Source organism: Cupriavidus sp. 01L46 (genome assembly GCF_056399905.1).
This window is the reverse complement of sequence record NZ_JBFTSF010000148.1, coordinates 1-15,170: the sequence shown is the minus strand read 5'-3', so window position 1 is coordinate 15,170 and position 15,170 is coordinate 1. Positions and strand designations below refer to the sequence as shown.

General features: G+C 64.6%; 11 protein-coding genes and 1 pseudogene. 7 read left to right on the top strand and 5 right to left on the bottom strand.

The features are described from left to right. From AC1DS3_RS23465 to AC1DS3_RS23455, 3 genes are all read left to right on the top strand, one after another. A partial coding sequence (locus tag AC1DS3_RS23465; RefSeq protein ID WP_477128051.1) for a cytochrome ubiquinol oxidase subunit I occupies positions 1-815 on the top strand: 815 nt, incomplete at its 5' end. A gap of 4 nt (positions 816-819) precedes the next feature. Beyond that, positions 820-1,827: a cytochrome d ubiquinol oxidase subunit II gene (gene cydB / locus AC1DS3_RS23460; RefSeq protein WP_477109560.1), complete on the top strand. Its 1,008-nt coding sequence runs from the start codon at positions 820-822 to the stop codon at positions 1,825-1,827. A gap of 126 nt (positions 1,828-1,953) precedes the next feature. Beyond that, entirely contained in the window at positions 1,954-2,874 is a 921-nt protein-coding gene (locus AC1DS3_RS23455; protein ID WP_441632057.1) for a bestrophin family protein, read from the top strand. A 69-nt stretch (positions 2,875-2,943) separates the two neighbouring features. On the opposite strand, the gene AC1DS3_RS23450 is transcribed toward AC1DS3_RS23455, so the two are convergent. Then, a complete protein-coding gene (locus AC1DS3_RS23450; protein WP_441632059.1) occupies positions 2,944-4,002 on the bottom strand; it encodes a Dyp-type peroxidase in 1,059 nt (352 codons plus the stop codon). A gap of 209 nt (positions 4,003-4,211) precedes the next feature. On the opposite strand from AC1DS3_RS23450, the gene AC1DS3_RS23445 reads away from it, so the two are divergent. Further along, positions 4,212-4,367 carry a DUF2474 domain-containing protein gene (locus AC1DS3_RS23445; protein WP_441632061.1) on the top strand — a complete coding sequence of 52 codons (156 nt, stop codon included), beginning with the start codon at positions 4,212-4,214 and terminating at the stop codon, positions 4,365-4,367. A 97-nt stretch (positions 4,368-4,464) separates the two neighbouring features. Next, the gene (locus tag AC1DS3_RS23440) at positions 4,465-4,662 is read left to right on the top strand and encodes a hypothetical protein (protein ID WP_441632063.1); all 198 of its coding nucleotides are present in this window, start codon (positions 4,465-4,467) and stop codon (positions 4,660-4,662) included. A 17-nt stretch (positions 4,663-4,679) separates the two neighbouring features. On the opposite strand, the pseudogene AC1DS3_RS23435 reads toward AC1DS3_RS23440, so the two are convergent. Continuing rightward, positions 4,680-5,015 (bottom strand): annotated as a pseudogene (locus AC1DS3_RS23435) (family 1 encapsulin nanocompartment shell protein); the annotation flags it as partial. Between the two features lie 499 nt (positions 5,016-5,514). Between AC1DS3_RS23435 and AC1DS3_RS23430 the strand changes: the two are divergent. Both AC1DS3_RS23430 and AC1DS3_RS23425 read left to right on the top strand, forming a co-directional pair. Next, positions 5,515-8,256, top strand: coding sequence for an ATP-dependent Clp protease ATP-binding subunit (locus tag AC1DS3_RS23430; RefSeq protein ID WP_441632144.1), 2,742 nt, complete (start codon positions 5,515-5,517; stop codon positions 8,254-8,256). 75 nt (positions 8,257-8,331) lie between these two features. Then, positions 8,332-10,608 (top strand): FdhF/YdeP family oxidoreductase, encoded by a 2,277-nt coding sequence (locus AC1DS3_RS23425; protein ID WP_477128050.1) that lies wholly within the window; start codon positions 8,332-8,334, stop codon positions 10,606-10,608. Here the strand turns inward: AC1DS3_RS23425 and AC1DS3_RS23420 are convergent, their stop codons facing one another. From AC1DS3_RS23420 to AC1DS3_RS23410, 3 genes are all read right to left on the bottom strand, one after another. Next, on the bottom strand, positions 10,609-12,141 hold the full coding sequence (locus tag AC1DS3_RS23420) for an efflux transporter outer membrane subunit (RefSeq protein ID WP_477128049.1): 1,533 nt from the start codon (positions 12,139-12,141) through the stop codon (positions 10,609-10,611). A 6-nt stretch (positions 12,142-12,147) separates the two neighbouring features. Beyond that, a complete protein-coding gene (locus AC1DS3_RS23415; protein WP_441632069.1) occupies positions 12,148-13,275 on the bottom strand; it encodes an ABC transporter permease in 1,128 nt (375 codons plus the stop codon). Between the two features lie 15 nt (positions 13,276-13,290). Continuing rightward, the coding region (locus AC1DS3_RS23410; protein ID WP_477128048.1) for an ABC transporter permease at positions 13,291-15,170 on the bottom strand (1,880 nt) is incomplete at its 5' end.

Below are 15,170 nucleotides of genomic sequence, written 5' to 3'. Positions count from 1 at the left end.
GATTCATGGTCGCCGCCTGCGGCGCCTGGCACTTGTTGCAGGKGCGGCGCGATGTGCCGGTCAAGCGCAGCTTCTCGATGGCGCTGTGGATCCTGCTCCTGGTGACACCGGTCCAGATCGTCGTGGGCGATGCGCATGGCCTCAACACGCGCGAGTATCAGCCGGCCAAGATCGCAGCGATCGAAGGTCTTTGGGAAACGGAGAAGGGTGGCACGGCGCTCAATCTGTTCGGTCTTCCTGACATGGAGTCGGAAGAGACACGCTACGCGCTGAAGGTCCCTCATCTCGGCAGCCTGATCCTGACGCACAGCTGGGATGGTGTGATTCGCGGCCTGAAGGAGTTTCCGCGGCAGGACCGGCCATATTCGCCGATCCTGTTCTGGACGTTCCGGATCATGGCGGGGCTCGGGATGTTGATGCTGCTGACCGCGCTGCTCGGCCTGCTGCTGAGAAAGCGTGGCCGCCTCTACGAAACGCGCTGGTATCAGTGGCTTGTGCTGTGCATGGGGCCATCCGGGCTGATCGCACTGCTGGCGGGCTGGATCACGACCGAGGTCGGCCGCCAACCCTGGACCGTGTATGGCGTGCTGCGCACGGAAGATTCCGTCTCTCCGATCAGCGCCCAGCTTGCCGGGGTTTCCTTGCTGATTTTCGTCATCGTGTACTTCCTGGTCTTCGGGATGGGCGTCTACTACATGATGAAGCTGATGACKCGCGGGCCGGTGCTGAACTCGCATGCCGCCGCATCGCTCAGGCACCCAGGATTGCGCAGCCGCGCACTGGCCGCACCATCAGATGCGCTGGAAGGAGAATGATTCCATGTCAATCGATCTGCCCGTGATATGGGCCGCCATCATCGGCCTCGGCGTTTTCATCTATGTGATGCTCGATGGATTTGATCTTGGCATCGGCCTCCTGTTTCCATTCTTCGAAGCCAAAGGCGACCGGCAAGTGATGCTCAATACCGTCGCGCCGGTGTGGGATGGGAATGAGACCTTTCTGGTGCTCGGGGGGGCGGGGCTGTACGGCGCCTTCCCGGTCGTCTACGCTACGCTGCTGCCGGCGAACTATCTGCCGCTGATCCTGATGGTCGTCGGCCTGATCTTCCGGGGCGCGGCATTTGAGCTGCGGGCGAAGGCAAACCGCACGCAGCATCTGTGGGATCTCGCCTTTATTGGCGGCTCCGCGCTGGCGTCCTTCTGCCAGGGCATCGTGCTGGGTTCGCTCCTGCAGGGGATCCGGATCGTCGATGGCCGCTTTGCCGGTGGACCGTTCGACTGGCTCTCGCCATTCAGCGTGTTCTGCGGCATCGGCGTTCTCCTTACCTACGCCGCGCTGGGCTGCGGATGGCTGATCCTGAAGACGGACGGTGAGCTGCAGCGCAAGATGCGCTTGCTGATGCGGCCTCTGGTGTGCGTGCTGCTGGGTGCCATCGCGATCGTCAGCCTTTGGACGGTGCTGGGATTGCCCGCGGTTGCCCGTCGCTGGTTCGGCAGCGGCAACCTTGGCTGGTTCCTGCCGGTGCCTGTCCTGGTGCTGGCCTGTGTCTGGGGCATCTTCCGCGCAGTCCGGCTGCGCCGCGAAGCGACCCCCTTTCTCCTGACGCTTGCGCTGTGCTTTCTCGGCTATAGCGGCTTGATCATCAGCATCTGGCCGAACATTCTTCCGCCGTCGCTGACGATCTGGGAGGCTTCTTCCAGCCCGTCCAGCCAGCTCTTCGCGCTGGTTGGCACCGTCATTGTGCTACCGGTCATCCTGGTCTACAACGCACTGCAATACCGGGTATTCCGGGGCAAGGTGCGCGAGGGCGACGCCGGCTATCACTGACACATGCCAGATACCGGTCGCGCCGGCGTTCCGGTCCTTTGCCGGACTGCATGGCCGCACCGCAGTTTGCTCCAGCTAGCCCTGGCGCATTCCCCCACCCGCACCAATGCCGGAGAGTAAGCCGCCATGATTGTGAGGCCGAGACAAAATTGGTTCCTGATGCTGTTCGTCTGGAACGGTTCGGTATTGCAAACCATCATTCCCCAGCTTGTTTTCATGGGGGCTGTCAGCAGCCTCGCCGTGTTTACCCATGGGAAGGTGTTTGGCGAAAAGATCCCGCTAAATACGGCGCCATTCACGCTGTTTGGCCTGGCGTTGGCCATCTTTCTCGCGTTCCGGAACAACGCGAGCTACGACCGTTTCAACGAGGCTCGCCACCTGTGGGGCAACCTGCTGATTGCATCGCGCTCGCTCACTTCGCAGATGCTTTGCTACCTGCCGGAACACCTGGCGGCGGCGGATCGCACCCGGCTCGCCAATACGCTGATCGCGTTCATCTATGCGCTTAAGCATCGGTTGCGCACGACCGACCCGACAGAGGACCTGCGCCGCTTCCTCGGCCCTGAGCAAATGGCGGCATTGCATGGGAAATCCTACACGCCGACGGCCTTGCTGAATGACCTTCGCCGCAGCCTCGCCCGCTACCAGGGACAGGCCGCCGCAGCCGACACCACGCGCTGGATACTCGACACCCAGATCAACGAGTTGGGTAAGGCGCTTGGGGGATGCGAGCGGCTCGTCTCCACGCCAATTCCATTTGCCTATAACGTGCTGCTGCACCGCACGGTCTACGCCTATTGCGTACTGCTTCCGTTTGGCCTGGTCGACTCGACGGAGTTCTTCACGCCATTGCTATGCGTCTTCATCTCCTACACGCTGATCGCACTGGAGGCGATCGCAAGTGAAGTCGCCGAGCCCTTCGGACTGGCACCGAACGCGCTGGCGCTCGATGCCATGACGCGCAATATCGAGCGGTCGATTCTCGAGCTTTGCGATCGCGAGATGCCGGCGGAAACGGTGGCAGTCCGGCCTTATCAATTCACGTAGCCGATCTTCCCGATCGGCGGGAGTCAGCAGGTGCCGAGCATGCCAACCAGGTCACCGAGGTCAACGAGGTCAATCGGCTTCCGATGCCGCTTTGAGCGAACCAATCTTCAGGGAGCCGTCCTGGCGTTGCGCCTCGGACGGCGAAGGGGAGCCTTGCCCCCCACTATCCGCTTGAATGGCGTTTGGGTGACGCTCGGCAAGGGCTTCCAGCAGCGTGGCAGAAGGAACGAAGAACAGTCCTCCGGTGACTGCCCTGCTGAAGTCAAGCAGCCTGTCATAGTTTCCAGGCGGCCGCCCGACGAACATGTTCTCAAGCATCTGCTCCAGCGGCTTGGGCGAGCGGGCATACCCGATGAAGAACGTGCCAAACTCGCCTTTGCCCGGCTGTCCAAAGGGCATGTTGTCGCGCAGGATCTTCACCTCCTCTCCGTCTTCCTCGAGGGTGGTGAGCGAACTATGCGACGACGACGGCTTGACCGCTGCATCGAGCTCGATGTCCGACAGCTTTGTGCGGCCGATGATTCGCTCTTGCGTCTCGACGGAAAGATTATTCCAGCCAGCCATGTCATGCAGATACTTCTGCACCATCACGTAGCTGCCCCCGGCGAACGAGGCGTCCTCATCACCAATGATCGTGAAGCGGATGGATTCGGCTCCCGTCGGGTTCTCGGTGCCATCGACAAAGCCGACCATGCTGCGCATGTCGAAGTAGCGAAAGCCATGGATTTCGTCAACCACCGACACGGCCGCGCCAAGCCGGCTCATCAACTGTGTTGCGAGTTCGAAGCACAGATCCATCTGGTCGGCGCGAATGTGCAGGAGCAGGTCGCCCGGTGTCGCCATGGCGCGGCGATCGCCGGCACCAAATTCGCGAAAGGCATGCAGGCTGGCCGGACGCGGGGCTGCGAACAGTCTGTCCCAGGCATCCGAACCAAATCCGCAGACGCACGAGAGGTTGCCGCCGGGGACTCGCTTGCCCACGGCACGAACGAGGGCGCCGATATCCGCGCACAACGCGCGCACTGTATCTGCGCTGTTCTCGCCTGCGGACACGACTGCGACGATGAAGATCGCGCTACGGGTGATCGGACTGCTTACGGCTTGCTGCTCGGGGACGATGTTTGCCATGTTGACGAGTGTCTTCCAGGACGAGTTTCAAGAATGGTGGAATGATCAATGGCCGTTCGCGATAACCTCGAAATAACCTCGCGATAGCTGGACCGCTGTCTATCCTATCATTCAAAGGTGCCTATGCTGGGTGGATGGCTGACTTGCTTCGCGGGAAGGTTAAGTTCGCCGAACGCGAGCGTCGCTAATCCCTCCTGAGGATCAGAGAGATGAACAATAGGCTAGATCGGGCTTCAAGGTGGCGCAGCCGCTGGAAAGAACTATTTTGGCTGATCGGACTCTGGGCCGCCGGCGTGCTGTCAGTCGCTTTGGTCGCGGCACTCATCCGGCTCGCGATGGGGGCAATTGGATTCAAGTCTCATTGAATACGAGGATGGACCCTGGGTTCATCGACCGGCGGTGTCTATTGACAAGTGCGGCTTGGCCAAGGCAGGACCTTGCGTTTTAGTGGGGAGCCCGAACATGCAGGAATTTGACTTTTACATCCATCTCAAGAAGCCGACGCTGGGGCTCTACGTGCTGAAGGGGGCAGGCCTGCCCGACCTCCAGGATGCAAGTCAGTGGCAGTTCGAAGGGCATGTCTGGCAGAGCGACCTGCCGGCCGGGCTCCTGAAGGAACTGCAAGCCAATGGCCACGCGTTTCAGGAGCTGGGCGTGTGAGTGTGCTCCCGATCCTGTGCGAGCTTGCGCGCCGCATCCTTCAGTGGCTGCAGGTCGGGATTGTTCGACCCACGCTCGACGCTATCCATCTCCAGGCGCGACAGCGCAAACGGGACCCGTAGTTCCACCAGCGCCCGCACATCCCGTTGGACCGCTTCGATGCCTTCGCCCGGTGGCGCGATTTCCCGCAGTTGGCCCGTACCGACCGCGGAGAGTGCGAGACCCTTCGGCCCAATCACATCGACAACACGCCGAGCCGCGAAGTAGCGTTTGAGGGTGCGGGATGCTTCCTGCTCAATCTGCTCCCAAGCAACGTTGGAGATTGGCGCCAACTGCCGATGGAGATTGTTCATTTGAAGGCTTCCTTTGACTGGCCGCTGCGCGTCGGCGCGTCATTGCGTCGGTGCTCGAGCATTCTCAACGAACGTCAGGGACCGGGCAAGAGCACAGCAAGGCCTCTGCCGCATCGCATTGTGCAAGCCGATCCCACTGTGCTCTAAACGGTCTCTCTGCCGTGCCCGGCGATCAGGAGCCGTGCCGCCGCACCAATCGCATGCCATCCAATTTTCCTTCACAGAACGGACGGAAAAGAGGGAGAGCACAGTCGACGCGCACCGATCGCTATCAACTGTATCTTTGCGGCGGCTTGGCGATCAGCTATGTTAGCCACAGGCTGATCTTACTGCCACGAAGTCAGAAACTCACCAAGACAGGGGCAGAAAAATCAGTCAACAGCTGGATGATTCCAGTGGCTTGGCTTGGCTTGGCCTCGCAATGCCAGCACAGCCCGGCTGCCATGCCGCATCCGATTCGAACAGTCTCTACGCTTCGACCAACAGGGATCCTCACGCCATGCCAGACCTCTGCGATATCTGTAATGCACGCCCCGCGGTTGCCCGTGTCGCCGTGATAGAGAACGGCGAGCGCAGGACGCTCTCAATCTGCGACTATCACTACCGGCAGATGTTGCGGCACCAGAACATGCTGAACCCGTTCGATTCCCTGCTGAGCGGGGGAGGCGGATTGTCCCATCTGTTTGGGGGCATGGGCGGCGAGGCCGACGATGCGAGCGCGTTCTCCGCCGAGGTGCCGCGCGAATCGGTCGATGCCACTGACGCCTTCAGCGAGCAGACACTAGAGCTGTTGCAGCGCGCGGCAGAAAAGGCGCACGAGTTGCGCCGCGCCGAGCTCGACACGGAACATCTTCTGTACGTGCTTGCCGACAACGACATTGCCGGCGCGCTGCTCAAGGAACTCAAGATCTCTTCGCAGGACATCAAGGCCTATATCGACGAGCACGCGCGCACGGGGGAGGCGGCCCCCGACGCGCCACTCGACCGGATGACGATATCGCCGCGTTTGAAGAAGGCCTTTCAGTTTGCCTTCCAGGCGTCGCACGAGCTGGGTCACTCGTACGTCGGGCCCGAGCATCTGCTGATCGGCCTTGCCGCGGTACCCGAGAGCATCGCGGGTGCCCTGCTCAAGAAATATGGCGTGACACCGGAAGGCCTGCGCCAGAAGGTCGTCAAGGTGGTGGGCAAGGGCGCGGAGGATGGCCGCATCGAAGGCGGCACAGGCACGCCCAACCTGGACAAGTTTGGCCGCGATCTCACCGCGATGGCGCGCCAGGGCAAGCTCGATCCGGTGCTGGGCCGCGCGCAGGAGATCGAGAGCACGATCGAGGTGCTCGCCCGGCGCAAGAAGAACAATCCCGTGCTGATCGGCGAGCCGGGTGTGGGCAAGACGGCCATCGTGGAAGGACTCGCGCAGCGGATCGTCAACGGCGACGTGCCGGAAGTCCTGCGCGACAAGCGGCTCGTCGAGGTGAACATCAACGCGATGGTTGCGGGAGCGAAGTACCGCGGCGAATTCGAGGAGCGTGCGCAGAAGCTGATCGAGGAGGTCACCGCGAAGCAGGACGCGCTGATCCTGTTCGTGGACGAGTTGCACACGATCGTCGGGGCCGGGCAGGGCGGAGGCGAGGGCGGTCTTGACATCGCCAATGTGCTCAAGCCTGCGCTGGCGCGGGGCGAGCTCAGCCTGATCGGTGCAACGACACTGAACGAATACCAGAAGTACATCGAAAAGGATGCGGCACTTGAGCGGCGCTTTCAGCCGGTCCTCGTGCCGGAGCCGAGCGTCGAGCAGACCATCGTGATCCTGCGCGGCTTGCGTGACAAGCTGGAGGCACATCACCAGGTGACCTTCTCCGACGATGCCTTTGTCGCGGCGGCCGAATTCGCGGATCGCTACATCACGTCGCGTTTCCTGCCCGACAAGGCGATCGACCTGATCGACCAGGCTGCGGCACGGGTGCGGATCGGCGCGACATCTCGTCCGGCGGCGATCCAGGAACTGGAAGCGGAAGCCGCGCAGCTCAAGCGCGAGCAGGACTATGCGTCGTCGCGCAAGCGCTTCGACGAGGCGAAGCGCTTCGAGGAGCGCATCGGCGAGAAGCAGAAGCAGCTCGACGAGGCGATGGAGGCGTGGCAGCGAAAGACCGGCTCGGAGACGCTCGAGGTGACGGTGGCGACAGTGGCTGAGGTCGTGTCTCGTCTCACCGGCATTCCGGTCGCGGAGCTCACGCAGGCAGAACGGCAGAAACTCCTCGCCATGGAGGCGAAGTTGCGTGAGCGGGTGGTTGGCCAGGAAGATGCGGTGGTCGCGGTGAGCGACGCGGTACGTCTGTCGCGCGCGGGCCTCGGCCAGACGCACAGGCCGATCGCGACCCTGCTGTTCCTGGGACCCACCGGCGTGGGCAAGACGGAGCTTGCGAAGGCCTTGGCCGAAACCGTGTTTGGCGACGAGCAGGCGATCATCCGCATCGACATGTCCGAGTACATGGAGCGCCACGCGGTGGCGCGGCTGATCGGYGCKCCRCCGGGCTACGTGGGCTACGAAGAGGGCGGCCAGCTGACCGAACGCGTGCGGCGGCGCCCGTACAGCGTGATCCTGCTTGACGAGATCGAGAAGGCGCACCCCGACGTCTACAACGTGCTGCTGCAGGTGTTCGACGACGGCAGGCTCACCGACGGCAAAGGCCGCGTGGTCGACTTCAGCAACACGATCCTGATCGCTACCAGCAACCTCGGGGCCTCCATCATCATGGCCAACCTGGCGCGGCCCGAGGCCGCGCGCAAACCTGACAAGGCAGTCCGCGAGGCGCTGATGGACGTGCTGAAGGGGCACTTCCGTCCAGAGTTCCTGAACCGGATCGACGAGATCATCGTGTTCAACGCACTCGCCAAGGAGAATATCCGCGCGATCGTACACATCCAGCTCGATCGCATCGTGCGTACCGCGGCGGCACAAGACATCACGCTCAGCTTTGGCGAGGCGCTCGTCGACCATTTGGTCGACGTCGGCTACCAGCCCGAGTTTGGCGCACGCGAACTGAAGCGCCAGATTCGCCAGATCATCGAAACGCGTCTGGCGAAGGAGATTCTCGGCGACGCGCTGAAGTCGGGCGACAGCGCCACGATCGACTACGACAAGGACAGCGGTGACATACGGTTCGACAAGCGCCAGGCCGAGCCCAAGCCAAAGGACACCGCGTTTTCCGCCGGATCAAAGCCGAAGAAGCCGGCCGCATAGTCGATAGAGATAGCGAGGCGCGTCAAATCGGCTCGATCGCATAGCGCCACAGTTTTCATCCATGGAGTTCATCAAATGACCAATCGACGCGAAGTGCCCGGCATCAGGGAATACGACGGCCCTGCTGGCGGCTGGGGAGCGCTGCGAGCGACGGCCCAGGCCATCCGGCTGCAGATGGAAACCATCAAGGCCCCGATCACGCTGCTTCGGACCAATCAGCCGGACGGCTTCGATTGCCCGGGTTGCGCCTGGCCCGACAAGGAGCACCGCTCCAACTTCCAGTTCTGCGAGAACGGCGCGAAGGCCGTCACGTGGGAGGCGACGACCAAGCGCGTGCGCCCTGAGTTTTTCGCGAACAACACCGTGTCATCGCTGCTGCAGCGCTCGGATTTCGAGCTGGAGGACATGGGCCGGCTGACGCATCCGCTCGCATACGACCGCGCCACGGATACGTTCCGCGCTGTCGAGTGGGAGGAGGCATTCGGCCGGATCGGGCAGATCCTGCGCGGCTTGCCGCCAGACCAGGTGGAGTTCTATACGTCTGGCAGGGCCTCGAACGAGGCCGCCTACCTGTACCAGCTCTTTGTGCGGGAGTACGGCACGAACAATTTCCCTGACTGTTCGAACATGTGTCACGAGCCGACCAGTGTCGGGCTGCCGCAATCGATCGGCATCGGCAAAGGCACGGTATCGCTTGACGACTTCGACAAGTGCGATCTCATCATCGCGATCGGCCACAACCCGGGCACGAATCATCCGCGGATGATGGGCACGCTGCACGAGGCATCACGGCGCAACGTGCCCATCATCGTATTCAATCCGCTGCGCGAACGTGCCCTGGAGCGCTTCGCCGATCCGCAGAATTGGCTTGAGATGGCCACCTACGGCTCGACCCGGATTGCCTCGACCTATTTCCAGGTCAACGCCGGCGGCGACGCGGCAGCACTCAAGGGCATCATGAAGTCACTGATGGCGATGGAGGCGGAGCAGGGCAACGTGCTTGACCGCGAATTCATCGCCACGCACACGGCCGGCTTCGACGCCTTCGCTGCGGATCTTGAGGCCACGACATGGGAGGATATCGAAAAGGCGAGCGGACTATTGCAAGCCGATCTCGAACAGGTGGCTATCGCCTATGCGAAGTCGAACGCCGTGATTGTCACCTACGGCATGGGCGTCACTCAGCACAACAAGGGCACGGCCAATGTCCGCCTGATCGCCGACCTGCTGCTGTTGCGCGGTAATTTCGGCAAGCCAGGCGCTGGCATCTGTCCGCTGCGCGGGCACTCCAACGTCCAGGGAAACCGCACGGTCGGCATCACGGAGAAGCCGTCGGAGGACTTCCTCGGGCGGCTCGAGGGCGTCTTCGGCTTCCAGCTTCCCCGTGAACACGGGCACGACGCCGTCAACGCCATGGAGGCGATGATCAACGGTTCCTCGAAGGCCCTGATCTGCCTGGGCGGGAACTTCGCCGTGGCGCTTCCGGATCCCGAGCAATCCTTTCCGGCGATGGCAAAGCTCGACCTGAGCGTGCACGTCGGCACCAAGCTCAATCGCACGCACCTGCTGGTGGCGAAGGAAACCTACATCTTCCCGTGCCTTGGCCGTACCGAGCTCGATGTGCAGCAGAGCGGGCCTCAATCCATCACGGTGGAAGACTCGATGTCCATGGTCCACGCCTCGGCCGGCAAGCTTGCTCCTGCTTCCGAGCAGTTGCGCTCGGAGCCGGCCATCGTTGCCGGCATCGCGCACGCAACCTTGCCGGACAGCAAGGTGCCATGGCTGGAGCTGATTGCCGACTACGACAAGATCCGTGACCTGATAGACAGGACCATCCCGGGGTTCGAAGCCTTCAACGAACGCATCCGGACGCCGGGCGGCTTCCGCCTTCCATTGCCGCCGACCGAGCGCAAGTGGCTGACGCCCTCGGGCAAGGCCGAGTTCTCCGTGTATGGCGGCGTGCACGAGGATGCCGAGGTTCTCGGGGGTGAGAACGTGCTGCGCCTGATCACGATCCGCAGCCATGACCAGTACAACACCACGATCTACGSSCTGGATGAYCGCTATCGTGGTGTGTTCGGGCGCCGCGACGTGCTGTTCATGAACGAGGCCGACCTGACGTCGCATGGACTGGAACACGGAGACCTGGTCGACATCGAAACGATCGTCTCGGACAGGCCGCTGCGGCTCAAGAACATCACGGCGATCGCCTACAGCATCGCTCGGGGATCGGTGGCCGCCTATTATCCGGAGGCGAACGTCCTGGTACCGCTTGACTACATCGACAAGGAAAGCGGCACGCCGTCATACAAATCCATTCCCGTTCGCGTGACACGTGCGGCTGGCAATTGACTATTCAATACCGGGCCGGGCGGATGCCGCATCGCCCGGCCATTCTCCGCCGAGCGCTCGATATAGCTGCACGGCCGCCAGCGCCTGCGCCGTTTGCGTCTGGATCAGTTCGTCCTCCCGCTGCAGCGCGCCGACGCGCGCGTCCAGCACATCCTGCAGCGTGCGGCGGCCGCCTTCGTAGAGGCGCGTGGCGCTCCGGCTGTTGCGCTGCGCGGTGGCGACCACCTCGGCCAGCCGGGCGCCGCGCTGGTCCAGGCTGCTGCGCTGGCTGTAGGCGTTATCCACTTCCTCCAGCGTGCGCAGCACCGCCTGGTTGTATTCCGCCTGCGCGGCCTGCAGGCGGGCGTCGCCGGCATCGATGCCGGCCTGGACGCGGCCCGCGGTGAAGATCGGCAACTGCACGCCGACGCCCACCAGCCCGCCGGTGCCGCTCAGCGCTGGCAGCCCGTCCACGTGCAGGCGCCCGTCCTGGCCGAGGAACGTCAGGTAAAACCGGGGGAACCGTTCCGCCTTGGCGCTGCCAAGCCGGGCAGCCTGCGCGCGGACCAGCGCGGCCATGGCGCGCACATCCGGGCGCCGCTCGATCACGTCGGACGGCAGCTGGCCGGCAGGCGGCGCCGGCACGAAGAGCGCGGGCGGCGGCGACAGCGCCGCCGCGGCCTGCGGCACCTGGCCGGCGAGCGCCGCAAGGCGGCGTTCCCGGATCGAGATCTGGCTGGTCAGCACCGGGCGCTGCGCCTGCAATGCGCCAAGCTGTTCGCTCACGCGGTCGACATCGTAGGACAGTGCCTGTCCGGCCGCGTAGCGCGCGCGGGTATAGCTCAGCAACTGGCCGACGATTGCCGTGCTCCGGTCCAGCTGCTGCAGGCGGCGCTGCAGGCCGCGCGCCGCCAGGTAGTTCTCGGCCACGTCGGCGGCGATCACCAGGCGCGTGCCGCGCAGGYGCTCTTGCGCGCTGAGGGCAACGGCCGCGGCGGCTTGCGCGTCGCTGCGGCGGCCGCCGAAGACGTCGACCTCCCAGGCCACGGTCAGTCCGGCAAGATGTCCGTCAAGGCCGGGCGAGGTATCGGGCAGGCCCGGGGGGCTGCGCAAGTCGGCCACGCCGCGCGCCGCGCGGGCCTGCGCCGACAGCGTCGGGTAGAGCGCCGATTCCGCAACCTGCCCGATCGCGCRTGCCTCGGCCACGCGCGCCTGGGCCACGCGCAGATCGAGATTGGCCGCCAGCGTCTCGGTCACGCGCCGCGTCAGTTCCGGGTCGTTCCAGTTTCGCCACCACTGCGCCAGGTCCTGCGCCGCAGCCGGCGCGCCCTCGGCGGGGGCTTCCCTGAACGCGGCCGGCGCCGCGATGCTGTCGGGCACGGTGACGTCGACCGTGGCGCAGCCGGCCAGGCCGACGGCGGCGATGCTTGCGAAGCTAGTAATGAGGCCGGCGAGGATGCCGCGTCGTGGATAGGTACTCAAGGCGGGAATCCGTTGGGTGAGCGGGCTGGCGGAAAGGCGTGCGTGGTAAATATGGTCAGTGTGGTCAGGCATGGCGGTCTATCCTTGCTGCGCCAGCATGGAGCGGAACCGCGTGAGCGCCAGGGCCAGGAAGATCCCGCCTGCCGCTGTCACGCCGAGCAACTGCGGCCACACCACATCCACGCCCGCGCCGCGGAACAGGATGGCCTGCGTGAGCGTGACGAACTGGGTGGTCGGCAGGAACTGCACCGCGTGCTGCATCGCCTGCGGCATGCTCTGCACCGGCGTGGCGGCGCCGGACAGCAGGTAGGCAACGGCATARGTCGGCACCGCCAGCAGGCCGAACTGCGGCATCGCCGGCGCGATGGTCGCCAGCCACATGCCCAGCGCCGTCACCGAGAACAGGTAGAGCGCGGTGCTCAGCGCAAAGAGCCCCATCGAACCGGTGAGCGGCACATCCAGCCACAGATGCACCACCAGCCACAGCGACAGCAGGGACGCCAGGAAGATCACCGCGCCATTGGCCAGGATCTTCGCCACCGCGATCTCGCTGGCGCGCACCGGCATCACCAGCAAGTGCTCGATGGTGCCGTGCTCGCGCTCGCGGATCACCGCCGCACCTACCAGGATGATGGCCAGCACCGTGATATTCACCACGATCTGCATGGTCGACGTGAACCAGTGCGACTCCGTATTGGGATTGAACAGCACCGTGCTCTCCGCGCGCACGGGCAGCTGCGCCTCGATGCCCCGCGCGTGCAGGAATTCAAGTGCCTCCCGCGCGAAGATCTGCTGCAGGTAGCTGGCCCCGAGGCCCGCCTGGGTCATCGCGGTGGCATCGACCAGCACCTGCACCGCCGGCGTTCTTCCCGCCAGCACGTCGGCTTCGAAGCGCGGCGGGATCTCGATGGCGAAGATATAGCGTCCCCGGTCCATTTCCGCCTCGACGGCGTGCCGGTCCACATCCACCGGCGTCTTGAAATACGGCGGCCGGATCGCATCGTGCAGGCGGCGCGAGAGCTCGGAGTGGTCGGCATCCACGATGGCCACCGATGCGTTCGACACCTCGGCCTTGATGCCCTTGGCGACCGAATGCACGGCCAGCGTGAAGGCAAAAACGATCAGCGCCATCAGCGTCACATCGCTGAACAGGCTGCGCAGCTCCTTGCCGCACAGCCGGGCCACGTTCTTGCACCATTGGTTCATCGCGGCATCTCCCGGCTATGCTTCCTGCTTGCGCAGAAGCAGACGCGCGCCCGCCAGGTACAGCAGCGCGAAACCCAGCAAGGCCAGGTACATGGTGCCGAAGCTGCCCGCGCCAAGCCCCTTGGTAAAACTGCCAAGGCTGACCAGCTGGAACCACGACGACGGAAACCCCAGGCCGATCCAGTAGCTGCTGCCTGTCAGCGTCGACACCGGATACAGCAGGCCGGAGAAGTTGACCGATGGAATCAGGCACAGGATCGCGGTGCCGAAGATGGCCGCCACCTGCGAACGCACGAAGGTCGACATCAGCAGCCCGAGCGCGGTGGCCGCCAGCACGAACAGCGCGGCGCCGATCGACAAGGCGAGGAAGGAGCCCTTCAGCGGCACCTGCAGCAGCACGATGGCCAGCGCCACCAGGGTCAGGTAGCTGATCATCGCCAGCCCCACGTAGGGCAGCTGCTTGCCGATCAGGTACTCGCCCACGCTGGCCGGCGAGGCATAGAGGTTGGTGATCGACCCCATCTCCTTCTCCCGCACCACGCCGAGCGCGGTCAGCATGGTCGGGATCAGGATCAGCGCCAGCATGATGATGCCTGGCGTGATCGCGTAGATGCTGCGGAACTCCTGGTTGTAGATAAAGCGCGTCTCGATCGACACCGGCAGCGCTGCCGGGCGTGCCGGCTGCGCGCGCATCTGCCCATTGGCGTAGGCCAGCAGCACGCCGGTGACATAGGCGCGCGTGGTGGCGCCCGGGAACGGGCTGGACCCGTCGATGCGGAATGCGAGCTGCGGCTGGCGCCCGGCCAGCAGGTCGCGCTCGAAGCCGGGCGGCAGCTCGACGATCAGCATGGCGGCTGCGGCGCGCAGGCGCCGGTCGGCGTCCGCCTCGCTGTGCACGCCATCGGTCTGCACGAAGTAGCGCGAGCCGGAGAACTGCTCCACCAGCTCGCGGCTGGCACGGCTCTGGTCACGGTCCAGCACGGCGAAGCGCACGTTCTCTACATCGAAGGACACGCTCCACGCCGCGGCGCACAGCAGCACGATCGGGCCGAGGATGGCGAATGCCAGCCGGAGCCGGTCGCGCGCGAGCTCCATGGCCTCGCGCCTGGCGAACGCCCAGGTCCGCGCCAGCCGCGAGCCGCCGGCATGCGCGGCTGGCCTGTCGGCCGGCGCGGGGGATGGGGCGGGCGGCGCGGGCGCTGCCTTCGCCGCAGCCGCAGCAGCAGCGGCAGCGCCGTTCTCCGGGGTCTCCGCCTGCTCCAGGTAGCTGACGAACGCATCCTCCAGCGTCCGCGCGCCGCAGCTTTCCCGCAGCGCGTCCGGGCTGCCCACGGCCAGCACGCGGCCGCGGTGCATGAAGGAGATGCGGTCGCAGCGCGCCGCCTCGTTCATGAAGTGCGTGGAAACGAAGATCGTCACGCGCTGCTGGCGCGACAGCTGGACCAGATGGCGCCAGAACATGTCCCGCGCGCCGGGGTCCACGCCGGAGGTGGGCTCGTCGAGGATCAGCACTTCCGGATGGTGCAGGCAGGCCGCAGCCAGCTGCAGGCGCTGGCGGATGCCGAGCGACAGGGCGGCAGGCCGCGCATCGGCATGCTGGTCCAGCTCGAAATCGAGCAGGGCCTGCCCGACCGCCTTCTGCGCGCGCTCGCCCTCCATCCGGTAGAGCCTGGCATGCAGGTCCAGGTTCTGCCGTACCGTCAGCTCCTCATACAGCGAGAACGCCTGCGACATATAGCCCACCCGCATGCGGGTACGCATATCGCCGGCGTCGATGGTCTGGCCGAGCAGGCGCGCGGTGCCGCTGGTGGCATCCAGCAGCCCGGTCAGCATCTTCATGGTGGTGGTCTTGCCGCAGCCATTGGAGCCGAGAAAGCCGAAGATCTCGCTGCGCT